This is a genomic window from Martinezella hainanensis, from assembly GCF_900094555.1.
GTDB classification, from domain to species: Bacteria; Pseudomonadota; Alphaproteobacteria; order Rhizobiales; family Rhizobiaceae; genus Rhizobium; species Rhizobium hainanense.
On the sequence record NZ_FMAC01000002.1, the window covers coordinates 473,173 to 489,640 of the forward strand.

Below are 16,468 nucleotides of genomic sequence, written 5' to 3' on the forward strand. Positions count from 1 at the left end.
GCCGGCAGCCGTCCTTTATCTGCGGCCGCGCGGCGGTCTCGTGCCAGGCGCCTTGCGAGCCTGGTTCTTGTTGCGGCGGGTCGCCTTGTGGAAGGAACGAACCGCCGTCGGCATAGGCTTGCCGTCGCTCAGCATCTCGAAGCGCAGGGCTCCGGCGAGCGGAACGGCTTCCGCCAGCCTCACCGTCACATCGTCGCCGAGACGATAGCCGAGCCCCGTTCTTTCGCCTGTCAGCGCCTGATGGGCCTCGTCGTAGATGAAGTAATCGGTGCCGAGCGTAGATATAGGGATGAAACCGTCGGCGCCATAGTCCGGCAGGGTGACAAAAAGTCCCGACTTGGTGACACCGCCGACGCGTGCCTCGAATTCCGCGCCGACTCGGCCGGCGAGATGGTGCGCTATTAGCCGGTCGACAGTCTCGCGTTCGGCCGCCATGGCGCGGCGCTCGAAGGTCGAGATTTCCGCAGCGATATCATCGAGCGAGGCTTCTTCATCCGGCGTAATGCCGCCTTCGCCGAGGCCGAGCGAACCCACAAGCGCGCGATGCACGATCAGGTCGGCATAGCGGCGGATCGGCGATGTGAAGTGGGCGTATTTCATCAGGTTCAGGCCGAAATGCCCGATATTGTCGGGGCTGTAGATCGCCTGGCTCTGGGAGCGCAGCACCATTTCGTTGACCATGGTCTGATGCGCAGTGCCCTCGGCCTTCGCCAGGATGCCGTTGAAGCTGTTGGCGCGCACATTGCCGCCCTTGGCAAGCGATATGCCGAGTGTCGCCAGGAATTCGCGCAGGATCTCCTGCTTGGCGAGCGTCGGCCCGTCATGGATGCGGTAGATCAGCACCTGCTTGCGCTTCTCCAGCGTCTCGGCGGCTGCGACGTTCGCCTGGATCATCATCTCTTCGATGAGCTTGTGCGCATCGAGCCGCGGCGGAACGAAGACGCGATCGACCGTGCCATCAGGCTTCAGCAGGATCTTGCGCTCGGGCATGTCGAGCTCGAGCGGCTGGCGCCGGTCGCGGCCCTTCTTCAGAATTTCGTAGGCGTGCCAGAGGGGTTTAAGGATCGGCTCCAGCATCGGCCCGGTCTTGTCGTCGGGCTTACCGTCGATCGCCGCCTGCGCCTGCTGGTAGGAAAGCTTGGCCGCACTCTTCATCATGACGCGATGGAAGGTGTGGCCGGCCTTGCGTCCTTCCTTGGAGAAGATCATCCGCACCGCAAGGGCCGGCCGGTCGACGCCTTCCTTCAGCGAGCAGAGATCGTTGGAGATGCGCTCGGGCAGCATCGGCACGACACGATCGGGGAAATAGACCGAATTGCCCCGCTTCAGTGCTTCGCGGTCGAGCGACGAGTTCGGACGCACATACCAGGAAACGTCGGCAATCGCGACGGTGACGATCACGCCATCGGGATTGTCGGGCGAGGGGTCCATTTCAGCGTAGACGGCGTCGTCATGGTCCTTGGCATCGGCCGGGTCGATGGTGATGAGCGGCAGGCTGCGCCAATCCTCCCGATGCGACATGGTTGCAGGCTTGGCCGCATCGGCTTCAGCGATCACGGGAGCGGGGAAAACATGCGGAATGCCGTGCGCATGAATGGCGATCATCGAGATCGCCTTTTCCGAGGCGACGGAGCCGACGACAGACAGAACCTTGGCGCGCTGCAGGCCGAAACGGCCGAGGCGGGCGACTTCCACTTCGACGAGGTCGCCATCCTTGGCGCCGCCGGTATAATCCGGGTCGATCACCATTTCCTCGCCACGACGCTCGATCGGCATCAGCCGTCCGCCGCCGCCGGGTGTTTCGCGGAAAACGCCCATGGAGGCGCCCTGCCGCTTGTCGATGACCTTGATGATGCGGGCCGTATAGGCCGGGCCGCCGCGATCCACGGCGGAGAAAATCTTCGCAAGAATGCGGTCGCCCATGCCGGCAACCGGCGCCTTGCCCTTGCTGTTACGACCGGCGGGTGAGGAGGATTGCTTGATCATGACAGCCGGAGCGACGCCATTTTCCTCGGCCCATTCGGCGGGACGGCCGATCAGCATGCCGTCCTTGTCGCGGGTGGTGATGTCGAGAACGGCAATCGGCGGCAGTGCACCGGGGCGGATGAGCGACTTGCGGCTCTTCTGCACCATGCCTTCCTCTTCGAGCTCGCGCAGCAGTTCCTTCAGCGCGACGCGGCTCTCGCCCTTCAGACCAAAGGCCTTGGCCAGCTCGCGCTTGGATGCCTGCTGCGGATGATCGGCGATGAAACGCAGGAGGACCTCGCGCGGCGGCAGCTCACCATGGATGATTGCCATCATCGGTTCGGCATCACCGCCTGCCTTACCGGCGCGGCCGGGTTTGCCGGAACGCCGTTCCGACGATGGAATCCTGCCGCGCGGTTCTCTGCTCACTCTGCACTCTTCTTTTTCGCTGCCGTCTTGGCCGCAGGCTTCTTTGCAGCAGCCTTCGGCTTGGCGGTGGTTTTCGTCGCTTTTGCGCCGGCGGCCGCGGTCTTTGCCTTGGCGGGCGCCTTCTTGGTGGTGCCGCCGCTCTTGCCGGCCTTGGCGGCGATCAGGGCCAGGGCCTCCTCGACGGTGATCGCCTGCGGATCCGTGCCCTTCGGCAGGGTGGCGTTGACCTTGCCCCAGTTGACGTAGGGGCCGTATTTGCCGTCGCGAACGGTGATCGCGCCGCCGCCATCCGGATGCTCGCCGAGCTCCTTCAGCGCCGCTGCCGTCCCGCGCGCCTTGCCACCGGCTGCCTTGCTCTGCCTTTCGGCAATCAATGTCACCGCGCGGTTGAGTCCGACCGTGAAGACGTCTTCCACGCTTTCGAGGTTGGCGTAGCCACCGTCATGCAGGAGGAAGGGACCATAACGGCCGATGCCGGAAGAGATCATCTTGCCGGTTTCGGGATGCTTGCCGATGTCGCGTGGCAGCGAGATCAGCGCCATCGCCTTTTCATAGTCGATATCTTCTGGCTTCCAGCCACGCGGCAGCGAGGCACGCTTCGCATCCTTGCCGTCGCCGCGCTGGATATAAGGCCCGAAGCGGCCCGAACGCAGCGTCAGCTCCTCGCCGGTCACCGGATCGGCACCCAGCGCCTTCGGCTCGTTCAACCCGTTGGATTCGGCCTCCGCGCCGCCTTCGGAGGAAAGCTGGCGGGTATAGTTGCATTCCGGATAGTTCGAGCAGCCGACGAAGGCGCCGTATTTGCCGAGCTTCAGCGACAGGTTGCCTGTGCCGCAGACCTGGCAGATACGCGGATCGCTGCCGTCCTCGCGCTTCGGGAAGACGAGCGGCGCCAATGCGTCGTTCAGAGCATCGAGAACGTTGGTGACGCGCAGTTCCTTGGTGTCTTCGATCTGGGCGAAGAAATCGCGCCAGAAGTCACGCAGCACGTCCTTCCAGTTCAGCTCGCCAGCGGAAATGCGGTCGAGCTTCTCTTCCAGATCGGCCGTGAAGTCATATTCGACGTATTTGGTGAAGAAGCTTTCGAGGAAGGCCGTCACCAGCCGGCCCTTGGCCTGCGGCAATAGCTTGCGCTTGTCGATGGTCACGTAGTCGCGGTCGCGCAGGGTCGCGAGCGTCGCGGCATAGGTGGAGGGGCGGCCGATGCCGAGCTCTTCCATCTTCTTGATCAGCGACGCCTCAGAATAGCGCGGTGGCGGTTCGGTGAAATGCTGGGTCGAATTGACCTTCTGCTTGGCGAGATTTTCGCGTGCGTTGATTTCGGGCAGACGGCCGCCTTCTTCGCTGTCGTCGCTCTGCTCGCCGTCTTCCTTCTGATCGGTATAGGCGGCGATAAAGCCATCGAACCGAATGACGGAACCAACGGCACGCAAACCAGCCTTCTTGCCGGCATTGTCGGCCAGGATCTCGACGGTCGTACGCTCGATTTCGGCCGATGCCATCTGGCTGGCGATACCGCGCTTCCAGATCAGGTCGTAAAGCTTGAGCTGGTCATCATCGAGGAACTTGCGGATGCGGTCCGGCACGCGGTCGAAATCGGTCGGGCGGATCGCTTCGTGCGCTTCCTGGGCGTTCTTTGCCTTGGTGGAGTAGAAGCGTGCCTTTTCCGGCAGGTAGCGGTCGCCGAACTGGTTGGCGATGGCGCGGCGTGCCGCATCGATCGCTTCCGGCGCCATCTGCACGCCGTCGGTACGCATATAGGTAATGAGACCGACGGTCTCGCCGCCGATGTCGACGCCTTCATAGAGCTTCTGCGCCACCTGCATGGTGCGCGAGGCCGAGAAGCCGAGCTTCGAGGACGCGGCCTGCTGCAGCGTCGATGTGGTGAAGGGCGGGCTCGGATTGCGCTTGACCGGTTTTGCCTCGACGGTGTCGACGACGTAGGCCGCACCTTCCAGCAACGCCTTCAGCTTACCGGCTTCCTCGCCGTTGCCGATGGCGCGTGGGGCCAGGCGCTTGCCATCGGCAGACACCAGGCGCGCTTCGAATTCGTCGCCGCGCGGCGTCTTCAGGATCGCAGAAAGGTTCCAGTATTCTTCGGAGATGAAGCGTTCGATCTCGGACTCGCGGTCGCAGACGAGGCGAAGCGCCACGGACTGCACGCGGCCGGCCGAGCGGGCACCCGGCAGCTTGCGCCAGAGCACCGGCGACAGGTTGAAGCCGACGAGATAGTCAAGCGCGCGGCGGGCGAGATAGGCATCCACCAGCGGCACGTCGATGTCGCGCGGCTCAGCCATGGCGTCGAGCACGGCCTTCTTGGTGATGGCGTTGAAGACGACGCGCTTCACCGGCTTGCCGTTGATGACGCGCTTCTTGTTCAAGAGGTCGAGCACATGCCAGGAAATGGCTTCCCCCTCGCGATCCGGGTCGGTCGCGAGAATCAGGCCGTCGGAGGATTTCATCGCGTCGGCGATATCCTTGATGCGCTTTTGCGAGGCACCATCGACTTCCCACAGCATTTCGAAATCCTGGTCCGGCAGCACCGAACCGTCTTTGGCGGGCAGGTCACGCACATGGCCGAAGGATGCAAGAACCTTATATCCGGGTCCCAGATATTTATTGATTGTCTTGGCCTTGGCAGGCGATTCCACCACTACAACGTTCATCATCAAGTCTCTGAATACGAGGTCGCGCCGGGATAAGGCGCGGGAGATACCGGGCTTTTCCGTCTTCCCGGCCTTCCGACATGGACAGGGAAATCGTCGCGGTCAAGAGGCGAAGGCGATTTTTGCGCTTGGCGCGACGATGCGATGCTTAGAATTGGTACGCGTGTCACAGTTTTCAATCCAGCATGGAGATAGACACCAGTCCGCCGGGATGACGATGCAGCCGGCCGGCCATGTCGAGTTCGAGAAGAACGGAGTGAACGGCCGATATAGGCAGGCCGGTATGACGCACGATGTCATCGATCTCGACCGGCGTCGGGCCGAGGGCTTCGACGATGTGGTCGCGTTCGGCATCATCGGGCGGCGTGGAGATGGGCCTGCTTTTTTCAATGGGCGGCGAGGCGGGGCGCGGGCGAAAGAGATCCGGCTCGGCGAGCGGCCGCAACGCTTCGACGACATCGTCCGGCGTCGTCACGATCATTGCGCCGTCCTTGAGCAGGCCGTTCGTCCCTTCGCAGCGCGGATCGAGCGGCGAGCCGGGAACGGCAAAGACGAGCCTACCGAATTCGCCGGCAAGACGCGCCGTAATCAGCGAACCGGAGCGGGTAGCTGCCTCGACGACCACGACGCCAAGCGAAATGCCGGCGATGAGGCGATTGCGCCGCGGAAAGTCGCGCGCTCTCGGCTCCCAGCCGAAGGGCATTTCGCTGACGGCAAGCCCGTTGCCGTCCCAGATGTCGTTGAGCAGGCCGATATTCTCGGGCGGGTAGGGCTGGTCGAGGCCACCAGCCATAGCCGCGATCGTACCGGTCGGGAGGCTGGCGCGGTGGGCGGCCGTATCGATGCCGCGTGCAAGGCCTGAAACGACGACATAGCCGGCGTCGCCGCATGTGCGAGCGATCATGGCGGTGAATTTGACGCCGCTGATCGAGGCGTTTCGCGAGCCGACCATGCCGATGGCCGGCCGTGTTGCTGTGGGCATGTTGCCTTTGACGGCAAGCAGCGGCGGCGCGCCGTCGATCTCGCGGAGGGCAGGGGGATAATCCGGCTCGCCAATGCCGACAAAGCGCGCGCCGAAGCGATGTGCAGCTTCCAGCTCCCGCAGGGCGTCCCGCTCGTCGGCAATGCGGATAGCGCGCGTCGAGCCGCCACGCTGCGAAAGCTCCGGCAGCGCGGCCAGAGCCGCCTCAGCCGAACCATAGTGATTGATGAGGTCGCGAAAGGTGGACGGACCGACATTGTCGGAGCGGATGAGCCTGAGCCAGGCGATCCTTTGTTTTTCGGTCAGCGCAACTCCGATCCGTCTTGCGCTGCCTGTATCCATTATCCCTTTGCTCCGATCTTGCCTTCCGTTCCCGCGGTCAGCCGGGCGATATTGGTCCTGTGCTTGTACCAGGAGATGACGGTCATCAGCGCCATGACGGCGGCGATCTTATCGACACCCAATATCCACAATACAACCGGGATGACAAGGGTTGCAACCAGTGCGGAAAGCGAGGAATAGCGGGTGGTAAAAGCGATCGCCAGCCAGACGATGGCGAAAATCAGTGCCATCAGCGGCGCGAGCCCGAGCAGAATTCCGAGATAGGTCGCCACTCCCTTACCGCCCTTGAAGCCGATCCAAACCGGGAAGATGTGGCCGATGAAGGCCGCGAAACCGGCGAGCACGCCGGCATCTTCGCCGAAGAAATGCGCGGTGATAAGAACAGCGGCCGTACCCTTGAAGGCATCGAGCAGCAGCGTCGCGGCGGCAAGCCCCTTGTTGCCGGTGCGCAGCACGTTCGTTGCGCCGATATTGCCCGAGCCGATGTTGCGCACGTCGCCGAGCCCGGCCATGCGGGTCAGGAGAAGGCCGAAGGGAATGGAGCCGAGCAGGTAGCCGATGACGACGGCGGCCAGCGCGGTCTGCAGGGTAAGCTGCCAAGTCCAGAAATCAGCCATCACGTCTTATTCTCCGTAAACCCTTGGGGCCGCCCTAGAGACTGTGAACCAGCGTGCCGGCGACATAGGTTGCCACCGCCCGGCCACTCATTCTTGCATCTTCGAAAGGCGTATTCTTCGAGCGCGACAGAAGCATGTCTTTGGCGACAAGCCAAGGCTCGTCAAGATCGACAAGCGCGATATCGGCCTTGGCGCCGGGCTTCAGCGTGCCGGCGGGCAGCCCGAAGATCTGGGCCGGCCGCGTCGACAGTGCATCGACGAGCCGCATCAGGCTGACCTGACCGCTGTGATAGAGCCGGAGCGCGGCCGGAAGCAGCGTTTCGAGCCCGACGGCGCCGTCTTCCGCCTCGCCGAACGGCAGGCGCTTCGTATCGACGTCCTGCGGATCATGCGAGGAGACGATGATGTCGATCGTGCCGTCGGCCAGCGCCTCGATCATGCCTGTGCGATCATCCTCGGAGCGCAACGGCGGATAGAGCTTGAAGAAGGTCCGGTATTCACCGATGTCGTTTTCGTTGAGCGCGAGATTGTTGATCGAGATGCCGCAGGTGACCTTGGCGCCGCGCGAGCGGGCAAGGCGGATCGCCTCGGCCGATTCCGGCACCGAAATCATCGCCGCATGATAATGACTGCGCGTCAGCGTCGCGATGCGAAGGTCGCGCTCCAGCGGGATCAACTCAGCTTCCTTCGGAATGCCCGAGAGGCCGAGCCAGCTTGCAAGCAGGCCCTCGTGCATAACGCCGTTGGCGCCAAGATATTTGTCGCGTGTCTCGCAGGAAATCACCGCGCCGAATTCGCGCGCATAGGTCATCACCCGGCGCAGGACCTGGGTGTCGTGGACGCTGGAATGCGCGTCAGTGAACACGACGGCTCCGGCTTCCCGCAACAGGCCGATTTCCGTCATCTCCTCGCCGGCGAGACCCTTGGTGAGAGCCGCTGCCGGATAGACATTGACGACGGCCGTATCGCGCGCAGTCTTCCGGACGAACTCGACTAGGGCGATATCGTCGATGACCGGATCCGTGTCCGGCATCATGATAAAGGAGGTGACGCCGCCGGCCGCCGCGGCGCGGCTGGCGGAGGCGATGGTTTCGCGATGTTCGCCACCGGGTTCGCCCACATGTACGCGTGCGTCGACCAGGCCGGGGATGGCGACGAGGCCGCTGCAATCGCGAACGGTCGCGCCTTTCGGGGCTGCATGGCCCTTCGCATCCTTACCCGAGGCAACGATCACGCCGTCTTCGACGACGATCGTACCGATCTCATCGAGATTGCGCGAGGGATCGATGATGCGGACGTTCTGGAGGGCGATCGAGTTGCTCATGCGCCCACTCCCTCAGTGCGAGGCCCTTGGTTCTGCGAAACGAGCAAGGTCTCCATCACGGCCATGCGCACGGCGACGCCCATCTCGACCTGTTCGGCGATGACGCTTTGCGGGCCATCCGCCACTTCGGAAGCGATTTCCACCCCGCGGTTCATCGGACCCGGGTGCATGACGAGCGCATCCTCCTTGGCTGCCTTCAGCGTTTCGGCGTCGAGCCCGTAGAAGTGATAATATTCGCGCACCGAGGGCACGAAGGCGCCGGACATGCGCTCGCGCTGCAGACGCAGCATCATCACGACATCGGCATCCTTCAGCCCTTCCTTCATCGAATGGAAGACTTCGACACCCATGTCTGCAATGCCAGCCGGCAGCAGGGTGGCCGGTGCTACGACGCGGACGCGCGCGCCCATGGCGTTGAGAAGCAGGATATTCGAACGGGCAACGCGCGAATGCAGCACGTCGCCGCAGATCGCGACGATGATGCGCGAGAGCTTGCCCTTGGCGCGGCGGATCGTCAGTGCGTCAAGCAGTGCCTGCGTCGGATGCTCGTGCTGGCCATCGCCGGCGTTGACGACCGAGCAGGAGACTTTCTGGGCCAGCAGCGCCGCAGCACCCGCGCTCGAATGGCGGATGACGAGCACGTCGGGCCGCATCGCATTCAGCGTCATCGCCGTGTCGATCAGCGTCTCACCCTTTTTGACCGAGGAGTTGCCGACCGACATGTTCATCACATCGGCGCCAAGCCGTTTGCCGGCAAGCTCAAAGGAGGATTGCGTACGCGTCGATGCCTCGAAGAAGAGATTAATCTGTGTGAGACCGCGAAGCGTCGATGTCTTTTTCTCGCGCTGGCGGCTGATCTTGACCGCCTCGTCGGCCTTGTCGAGAAGATAGGTGATATCCTGCTCGGTGAGGCCCTTGATGCCAATGAGGTGGCGGTGGGGAAAGAAGACCATGAACCTGCCTCCGGATTTCGTCAGGCGGTCTATAAAGAGGGAGCGCCGATGGGGCAAGCGGGGGTATGCGGCGAGGCCGTTTGTTCCCCATGCAATTTCGCCCGAATCCCGCTACAGGAGCTGTGCCGGTGGGAGACATAACTTCCAGTTTCCCTTTGCAACCTACTTGCTCTACAAGCGATTCATGACCCAACCGACCCGGACTGACGACCCCTTTGCCGACCTGAACCAGCCGAGCCTCTGGACCGGCATCAATGCCTATCGTTCCGATCCGCTGATCGTCGATCTCACCTCCGGCCTGCCGCGTTCGATACGGGAAGAGCTGGAGCAGCATGGTCGTTTCGTCACCTCGCACGAGGCACAGGAACTGGCGCGCATGGCGAACCAGGGCACGCCGCAACTGCGCACCCATGGCCCGCGCGGCGAGCGTCTCGATGTCGTCGAATTCCATCCGGCCTGGCATGCGCTGATGCGCCGCTCTATGGCGATGGGCCTGCATTCCTCGATCTGGGATGCGCAGGCTGATCCTGAGGCAAGGGGCCAGTCGCACAAGGTACGCGCCGCCCGCTTCTATCTGACCGCGCAGCTCGAATGTGGCCATCTCTGCCCGCTGACGATGACCAGCGCCTCCGTGGCCGCGATGATGGCTTCGCCGGCCGTGCAGAAAGATTGGGCGCCGAAGATCCTCTCGCGCAAATATGATTCTTCCAACAAGCCCGCCATGCAGAAGAGTGCCGTCACCATCGGCATGGGCATGACGGAAAAGCAGGGCGGCACAGATGTGCGCGCCAACAAGACGAGCGCCGACAAGGTCAGCGAAGGCATTTACAGGCTTTCGGGCCACAAATGGTTCATGTCGGCGCCGATGAGCGATGCCTTCATCATGCTCGCGCAAACCAAGGACGGCATGGGCTGCTTCCTCGTGCCGAGGCTGCTCGAGGATGGCTCGGCCAACGGCCTGCACTTCCAGCGACTGAAGGACAAGCTCGGCAATCGCTCGAACGCTTCGTCCGAAGTCGAGTTCACCGATACGTTCGGCTTCCTGCTCGGGGCGCCGGATGCCGGCATCCGCACGATACTCGATATGGTGACGCTGACGCGGCTCGACTGCGCGCTGGCCTCCGCCGGCATCATGCGCGCCTCGCTCGCAGAAGCCGTGCACCATGCGCGCGGCCGCAGCGTCTTCGGCAAGATGCTGGTCAACCAGCCGATCATGACGCGCGTGCTCGCCGACATGGCGCTCGATGTCGCCGCAGCGACCGCGCTTGCCTTCCGCCTGGCCGAAGCCTTCGACAAGGCAAGCGGCAGCAGCGAGGATGCTGCCTATGCCCGCGTCATGACGCCGGTCGCCAAATACTGGTGCTGCAAGATCGCACCGGCGCTGATCTATGAAGCCATGGAGTGCATCGGCGGCAGCGGCTACATCGAAGAGCGCCCGATTGCCCGCCACTACCGCGAAGCCCCCGTCAATGCGATCTGGGAAGGCTCCGGCAATGTCATGGCGCTCGACGTGCTGCGCGTGTTGAACCGGGGCAGGGACCTGTTTGAGACCGTCTTTGCCGGCCTTGCCCGCGATCTCGGCCCGGCCGGCAAGAAGACCATTGATGTCCTGCGGGCGGCAATGGCGCTTTGCGAGCAGGATGAGGGCGCCGCCCGCCTGCTGGTCGAGCAGATGGCGCTCGCGGCCGGTGCCGCCGAGCTTTATCGCCTGGGAGCTGGTAAGATCGCCGATGCCTTCATCGAAACCCGACTTGCGGGTGGCTGGCGCGCCACATACGGCATGCTCGATTCGCGCTTCGATGCCAGCTACATCGTTGATCTATTGTATCCTCCGGCCACGTAAGCATGGTTTCCATTCGCACCGTTCGGCCAGAGGATATCGATCAGCTCTATGCGATTTCGCTCGCAACGGGCGACGCGGGCAAGGATGCAGCTCCGCTTCACCGCGACGGCCGGCTCATTGGGCATATCTATTCCGCGCCCTACGCTAGGCTTCACCCAGAGCTGGTGTTCGTTGCGGAAGATGACGAGGGCGTTTTCGGCTATATCTCAGGTGCCTTCGATACCGCGGCCTTCGAGGAGCGTCTGGAACGCGAATGGTGGCCGCATCTGCGACAGATCTACGCGGATCCGCAGGGCGATCCGGCGCTATGGGACGCCGATCAGAAGAGGATATCGGCGATCTTCCGTCCAAAAGAGGCACCTGCTGTTCTTTTCGGACAATTCCCAGCACATATTCATATGAATCTGCTGCCGAGGGCTCAGGGAAGAGGCATCGGCTCGGCATTGTTGGATCGCTGGATCGAGAATGCCCGCGCCAACGGCGTCAGGGGTATTCATCTCGGCGCCAATGTCGGCAATCATCGTGGCATCCGATTCTGGTCGTCGCGCGGCTTCGTGCCTGTCGAATTGCCGCCCGGTCTCGCATCGGAAACGACCGTCTGGTTCGGCCAGTCACTCTAATCTGTGGATTTGCCGGTTTGGGCGATATCGGCATCAGCAGTTCGGTTGTTCCCGTCGACATGGCTTGCTAATCACCGATCGGTGACAGATTGGAGTCGAGTCGATGGCCGGTGCAAACGCTGCCGTTAAAATCCCAGTGGAAATGCCCGTCGTGGAAAAGCGCGTGCGTAACCGCGCCGCGACCCAGCAGGCGATCCTCGATGCTGCCAAGCGGCTTTTGGCGGAGGAGGGGTTCCAGAATTTCGGCATCAATGCGGTCGCCCGCGGTGCCGGCTGCGACAAGCAGCTGATCTATCGCTATTACGGCGGCCTCAATGGCCTCGTCGAAGCCATCGGCACCGATCTCGGCAGCTGGGTCAACGATCGCATTCCGGACGACACTGGCGGCATGTTCCTTCTGACCTATGGTGATCTGATGGAGCGGCTTTCCATGCTGTTCCTCGACGCCTTGCGGGCCGATCCGCTGATGCGCCGCATCGTCGCCTGGGAAGTTTCCGAAAACAGCGAGCAGGTCCGTCGCCTGTCGGAGGCGCGCTCCAAGGCGCTTGCCGGCTGGATCGAACGCATGCGCGGTTCCCTGGTGCCGCCCAAGGGTGTCGATGCCCAGGCGGTCAACGCCATGATCTTTGCTGCCATCCAGCATATCGTTCTTGCCGCCGCCGTCAGCGACCAATGCGCCGGACTCACCCTGAAAAACGGCAAGGACTGGGAGAAGGCGGCAACGGCCCTGAAGCGGATCGTGCGCGGCGTCTACGGCTGATATCGGCCTCGAAGAAGGGGATATCCACAAGCCCGCGGCACCGTTAACCTTAACAAATGGTTTACGTTGCGCCGCAACGGTTAACTCGTCACTGTGAAGGGACGAATAGTTAACCATCAAGCGTGCAGTCATGGGGTTGAGACCCGCTAAATTAGTGTTTCTCGTTACGGCGGTGATGTTCTTCGCCGTGCTCGCACTAGATATAACGCTGCCCGCGATGGTGTTGAGCACGATGGCGCTGTCGAACTGGCTCGTCCTTTCGGCTGGCACGACGCAATTTCAGCGTCGAAGAGGTACCGCATGAAGTGGTTGTTGATTTGCTGGGCCGGTCCAGTCTCGTTTCTCGGGGCGTGGTATTATCTGTCGTACTACGACATGAGCTTTGGCATCTTCATGCTGACGCGGCAGGCGCATGATCTGGTGTTCGACATTTACGGCAAGATCCTCGGCATTCCGCCGGAAACCATCCCGCCGCTGGTGGCACGTGCCATCGCCTTCGACAGCCTGCTCGTCTTCGCGATCTACGGCTTCCGCCGCCGCACCGCTATCATGCAGTGGTGGCGCGGCCGTCAGGCGTCGAGATCGGGCAAGGTCGCTCTTGCGAGCGCCGACAGCCTGTCCAAAGCTCCCTGAAGAATGAAGCTTGCCGCCGCCGAGTCGATTCGCTCGGCGCGCTTGGCACGCGAGACATCCATTTCCAGCAGCGCCCGCTCGGCCGCAACGGTCGAAAGCCGCTCGTCCCAGAAGACGAAGGGCAGGGCGGTCTTTTCCGACATGCTGCGCACGAAGGCACGTGTGGCCTGCACGCGCGGCCCGGCCGAGCCATCCATATTCATCGGCAGCCCGATGACGAAGGCCGCGACCTTTTCCTTCTCGGCGAAAGCGAGCAGCGTTTCGGCATCCTGGGTGAATTTCACGCGCTTGATGACCGGGCGAGGCGTGGCGAAGCGCCGCCCGAGATCGGACATTGCAAGCCCGATCGTCTTCGTACCGAGGTCGAGGCCGGCAATCGGCTGGCCGGGCAGGAGCATCACGGCTAGGTCTTCGATGGTCAGCGTCGTCATCGGGGTCTCGCTCTCGTCAAAACAAATTGAAGTCAAGGCCGCTTTTCTTTGTCGCGGTTTGGGATATGTCCTAGAGCATTTCCAGCAAACGCGCACAGCGGTTTTGCGTGCGGAAATGCGTAAGAGCAAATAGAAGGAGCGTTTCCACCGGAAATGCTCCGGACACCAGCCTTACATTTCAAATCAAGTCATAAGGAGAAATCCAATGAAGATCACCTGGCTCGGCCATTCTGCTTTTCGCATTGAAACGGCCACGGCAAAAATATTGATCGATCCTTTCCTCACCTACAATTCCTCCTTTGCGGCCGCCGGCCTCAACATCAAGGATGCCGCCGCCGGCGTAACCCACATCCTGCTGACGCACGGCCATGCCGACCATGTCGGTGACGCGGTTCAGATCGCCAAGGATACGGGCGCTGTCGTTCTCGCCAATGCCGATCTCGCTTCCTGGCTTGGCACCAAGGGCGTCGAAAAGCTCGAAATGGGCAATACCGGCGGCACCGTCGGTCTCGGCAGCTTCTCGGCCACTTTCACCAATGCTCTGCACTCTTCTGCCCAGATCACCGAGGACGGCGTTTCCCACGCGCTCGGCAACCCGAACGGCTTGATGCTGCATTTCGACGACGAGCCGACGCTGTTCCACATGGGTGATACCGACATCTTCTCGGATATGGCCCTCATCAACGAGCTGCATCAGCCCGATATCGGCATCCTGCCGATCGGCGACCGCTTTACCATGGGTGGTGCGGTGGCGGCGCTGGCCTGCCAACGCTTCTTCAACTTCAAGACCGCCATCCCCTGCCACTACGGCACCTTCCCGATCATCGACCAGACCCCGGAAAAGTTCATCGCCGGCATGGAAGGTTCGAAGACCGCGGTTGCCGCGCCTAAGGTGGGCGAGAGCGTTTCTGCCTGACGATACCCGTTGCGTATGGCGGACATGGCCTTTATAGCGATAGGAAAAATCCTATCCGGAGAATGCCATGTCCGTCGATCTCGCCACCGTCAAACGCGTCGCCCATCTTGCCCGCATCGCCGTCAATGAAGACGAAGCGCAGCGGATGATGGGCGAGCTGAACGGCATTCTTGGCTTCGTCGAGCAGCTCTCCGAAGTGAATGTCGATGGCGTCGAGGCCATGACCTCGGTCACGCCGATGGCAATGAAGAAGCGCACGGACGAAGTGACCGACGGCAACAAGGCCGCCGACATCGTCGCCAATGCGCCGAATACCGATCAGAATTTCTTCCTGGTGCCTAAAGTCGTCGAATAACGGTTCCTGCGAGCCTTTCCGACCCGTTGCCCAATTCCAGATCTGAAGCGAAACAAAATGAGCGAACTGACCAGCCTGACCATTGCCGAAGCCCGCGACAAGCTGCGCGCCAAGCAGATTACCGCCACCGAACTGACCGAGGCCTATATCTCGGCGATCGATGCGGCCAATGGTCAGATCAACGCCTATATCGCCGTGACGCCCGACAAGGCGCGCGAGATGGCCAAGGCCTCGGATGCACGCCTCGCCGCCGGCAATGCCGGCGCGCTCGAAGGCATCCCGCTTGGCATCAAGGATCTGTTCGGCACCGAAGGCATCCACACCCAGGCCTGCAGCCACATTCTGGACGGCTTCAAGCCGCGCTATGAATCAACCGTCACGCAGAACCTCTGGAACGACGGCGCCGTCATGCTGGGCAAGCTCAACATGGACGAATTCGCCATGGGCTCCTCCAACGAGAGCTCCTATTACGGTCCGGTCATCAACCCCTGGCGTGCCGAGGGTTCCAACCAACAGCTGGTTCCGGGCGGCTCGTCGGGCGGCTCGGCAGCGGCCGTTGCCGCGCATCTCTGCGCCGGCGCGACTGCTACGGATACCGGCGGCTCCATCCGCCAGCCGGCCGCCTTCACCGGCACCGTCGGCATCAAGCCGACCTATGGCCGCTGCTCGCGCTGGGGCATCGTTGCCTTCGCCTCGTCGCTCGACCAGGCCGGCCCGATCGCCCGCGACGTGCGCGACGCCGCCATCCTCTTGAAGTCGATGGCAAGCGTTGATGCCAAGGACACGACCTCGGTCGATCTGCCGGTGCCGGACTACGAAGCCTCGCTCGGCCAGTCGCTGAAGGGCATGAAGATCGGCATCCCGAACGAATACCGCGTCGACGGCATGCCGGAAGAGATCGAGACGCTCTGGCAGCAGGGCATTGCCTGGCTGAAGGATGCCGGCGCCGAGATCGTCAACATCTCCCTGCCGCATACGAAATATGCGCTGCCGGCCTATTACATCGTCGCCCCCGCCGAAGCCTCCTCGAACCTCGCCCGCTATGACGGCGTCCGCTACGGCCTGCGTGTCGATGGCAAGGATATCGTCGACATGTACGAGAAGACGCGCGCCGCCGGCTTCGGCCAGGAAGTGAAGCGCCGCATCATGATCGGCACCTATGTTCTCTCGGCCGGCTATTACGACGCCTACTACCTGCGCGCCCAGAAGGTTCGCACGTTGATCAAGCGCGACTTCGAACTGGCCTTCAACGCCGGCGTCGACGCGATCCTGACGCCCGCCACGCCGTCCTCGGCCTTCGGCATTGCTGATGAGGACCTCGCGTCCGATCCGGTGAAGATGTACCTGAACGACATCTTCACGGTGACGGTCAATATGGCTGGCCTGCCGGGCATCGCCGTCCCCGCCGGCCTCGACCCGAAGGGCCTGCCGCTCGGCCTGCAGCTCATCGGCAAGCCGTTCGAAGAAGAAACCCTCTTCAAAACAGCCCACGTCATCGAACAGGCCGCCGGCAAGTTCACGCCTGCGAAGTGGTGGTAAACACCGCCTCTTTCTGACCGCGCCGAGCAAGCAATCGGCGCGGTTATTCTTGAGTAAGCTGCACATCAATAAGTCGTGTTATAATTGCAACAA

The 16,468-nt window shown here is 62.4% G+C and carries 14 protein-coding genes; 7 read left to right on the forward strand and 7 right to left on the reverse strand.

Going from position 1 to position 16,468, the window contains the following annotated elements; genetic code table 11:
• Positions 1 to 15: 15 nt before the first annotated feature.
• The 6 genes from rnr to GA0061100_RS08675 all read right to left on the reverse strand — a co-directional run bounded on the left by rnr (position 16) and on the right by GA0061100_RS08675 (position 9,278).
• On the reverse strand, positions 16 to 2,394 hold the full coding sequence (gene rnr / locus GA0061100_RS08650; RefSeq protein WP_075852307.1) for a ribonuclease R: 2,379 nt from the start codon (positions 2,392 to 2,394) through the stop codon (positions 16 to 18).
• Positions 2,391 to 5,060 carry a type I DNA topoisomerase gene (gene topA, locus GA0061100_RS08655; protein ID WP_075852638.1) on the reverse strand — a complete coding sequence of 890 codons (2,670 nt, stop codon included), beginning with the start codon at positions 5,058 to 5,060 and terminating at the stop codon, positions 2,391 to 2,393. The genes rnr and topA overlap by 4 nt, the downstream gene beginning before the upstream one ends.
• 175 nt (positions 5,061 to 5,235) lie before the next feature.
• Entirely contained in the window at positions 5,236 to 6,384 is a 1,149-nt protein-coding gene (dprA, locus tag GA0061100_RS08660) for a DNA-processing protein DprA (RefSeq protein ID WP_075852308.1), read from the reverse strand.
• Positions 6,384 to 7,001, reverse strand: coding sequence for a glycerol-3-phosphate 1-O-acyltransferase PlsY (plsY, locus tag GA0061100_RS08665; protein ID WP_083961300.1), 618 nt, complete (start codon positions 6,999 to 7,001; stop codon positions 6,384 to 6,386). Before plsY ends, dprA begins: the two co-directional genes overlap by 1 nt.
• A gap of 34 nt (positions 7,002 to 7,035) precedes the next feature.
• Positions 7,036 to 8,325: a dihydroorotase gene (locus GA0061100_RS08670; protein ID WP_075852310.1), complete on the reverse strand. Its 1,290-nt coding sequence runs from the start codon at positions 8,323 to 8,325 to the stop codon at positions 7,036 to 7,038.
• Complete coding sequence (locus tag GA0061100_RS08675) at positions 8,322 to 9,278, reverse strand: aspartate carbamoyltransferase catalytic subunit (protein WP_069614943.1); 957 nt, start codon at positions 9,276 to 9,278, stop codon at positions 8,322 to 8,324. Before GA0061100_RS08675 ends, GA0061100_RS08670 begins: the two co-directional genes overlap by 4 nt.
• Before the next feature lie 184 nt (positions 9,279 to 9,462).
• Between GA0061100_RS08675 and GA0061100_RS08680 the strand changes: the two genes are divergently transcribed.
• The 4 genes from GA0061100_RS08680 (at position 9,463) to GA0061100_RS08695 (ending at position 13,134) form a co-directional block, all read left to right on the forward strand.
• On the forward strand, positions 9,463 to 11,121 hold the full coding sequence (locus GA0061100_RS08680; protein ID WP_075852639.1) for an acyl-CoA dehydrogenase family protein: 1,659 nt from the start codon (positions 9,463 to 9,465) through the stop codon (positions 11,119 to 11,121).
• Positions 11,122 to 11,123: 2 nt separating this feature from the next.
• Entirely contained in the window at positions 11,124 to 11,741 is a 618-nt protein-coding gene (locus tag GA0061100_RS08685; protein ID WP_075852311.1) for a GNAT family N-acetyltransferase, read from the forward strand.
• Positions 11,742 to 11,844: 103 nt separating this feature from the next.
• The gene (locus tag GA0061100_RS08690) at positions 11,845 to 12,501 is read left to right on the forward strand and encodes a TetR/AcrR family transcriptional regulator (RefSeq protein WP_075852312.1); all 657 of its coding nucleotides are present in this window, start codon (positions 11,845 to 11,847) and stop codon (positions 12,499 to 12,501) included.
• A 300-nt stretch (positions 12,502 to 12,801) separates the two neighbouring features.
• Positions 12,802 to 13,134 carry a DUF6105 family protein gene (locus GA0061100_RS08695; RefSeq protein WP_075852313.1) on the forward strand — a complete coding sequence of 111 codons (333 nt, stop codon included), beginning with the start codon at positions 12,802 to 12,804 and terminating at the stop codon, positions 13,132 to 13,134.
• On the opposite strand, the gene ruvX is transcribed toward GA0061100_RS08695, so the two are convergent.
• Positions 13,071 to 13,565, reverse strand: coding sequence for a Holliday junction resolvase RuvX (ruvX, locus tag GA0061100_RS08700; RefSeq protein ID WP_075852314.1), 495 nt, complete (start codon positions 13,563 to 13,565; stop codon positions 13,071 to 13,073). The genes GA0061100_RS08695 and ruvX overlap by 64 nt on opposite strands.
• A gap of 205 nt (positions 13,566 to 13,770) precedes the next feature.
• Between ruvX and GA0061100_RS08705 the strand changes: the two genes are divergently transcribed.
• The 3 genes from GA0061100_RS08705 (at position 13,771) to gatA (ending at position 16,375) form a co-directional block, all read left to right on the forward strand.
• Positions 13,771 to 14,481: a metal-dependent hydrolase gene (locus GA0061100_RS08705; RefSeq protein WP_075852315.1), complete on the forward strand. Its 711-nt coding sequence runs from the start codon at positions 13,771 to 13,773 to the stop codon at positions 14,479 to 14,481.
• Between the two features lie 67 nt (positions 14,482 to 14,548).
• Entirely contained in the window at positions 14,549 to 14,836 is a 288-nt protein-coding gene (gene gatC, locus GA0061100_RS08710; protein ID WP_015339557.1) for an Asp-tRNA(Asn)/Glu-tRNA(Gln) amidotransferase subunit GatC, read from the forward strand.
• A 57-nt stretch (positions 14,837 to 14,893) separates the two neighbouring features.
• A complete protein-coding gene (gatA, locus tag GA0061100_RS08715; RefSeq protein WP_075852316.1) occupies positions 14,894 to 16,375 on the forward strand; it encodes an Asp-tRNA(Asn)/Glu-tRNA(Gln) amidotransferase subunit GatA in 1,482 nt (493 codons plus the stop codon).
• Positions 16,376 to 16,468: the final 93 nt, after the last annotated feature.

Coding starts and splice junctions, on each gene's coding strand:
- GA0061100_RS08690 (WP_075852312.1), top strand. CDS start 11,845: ATGGCCGGTGCAAACGCTGCCGTTAAAATCCCAGTGGAAATGCCCGTC.
- GA0061100_RS08705 (WP_075852315.1), top strand. CDS start 13,771: ATGAAGATCACCTGGCTCGGCCATTCTGCTTTTCGCATTGAAACGGCC.
- GA0061100_RS08670 (WP_075852310.1), bottom strand. CDS start 8,325: ATGAGCAACTCGATCGCCCTCCAGAACGTCCGCATCATCGATCCCTCG.
- topA (WP_075852638.1), bottom strand. CDS start 5,060: ATGAACGTTGTAGTGGTGGAATCGCCTGCCAAGGCCAAGACAATCAAT.
- ruvX (WP_075852314.1), bottom strand. CDS start 13,565: ATGACGACGCTGACCATCGAAGACCTAGCCGTGATGCTCCTGCCCGGC.
- GA0061100_RS08680 (WP_075852639.1), top strand. CDS start 9,463: ATGACCCAACCGACCCGGACTGACGACCCCTTTGCCGACCTGAACCAG.
- gatA (WP_075852316.1), top strand. CDS start 14,894: ATGAGCGAACTGACCAGCCTGACCATTGCCGAAGCCCGCGACAAGCTG.
- dprA (WP_075852308.1), bottom strand. CDS start 6,384: ATGGATACAGGCAGCGCAAGACGGATCGGAGTTGCGCTGACCGAAAAA.
- plsY (WP_083961300.1), bottom strand. CDS start 7,001: ATGGCTGATTTCTGGACTTGGCAGCTTACCCTGCAGACCGCGCTGGCC.
- GA0061100_RS08675 (WP_069614943.1), bottom strand. CDS start 9,278: ATGGTCTTCTTTCCCCACCGCCACCTCATTGGCATCAAGGGCCTCACC.
- GA0061100_RS08685 (WP_075852311.1), top strand. CDS start 11,124: ATGGTTTCCATTCGCACCGTTCGGCCAGAGGATATCGATCAGCTCTAT.
- gatC (WP_015339557.1), top strand. CDS start 14,549: ATGTCCGTCGATCTCGCCACCGTCAAACGCGTCGCCCATCTTGCCCGC.
- GA0061100_RS08695 (WP_075852313.1), top strand. CDS start 12,802: ATGAAGTGGTTGTTGATTTGCTGGGCCGGTCCAGTCTCGTTTCTCGGG.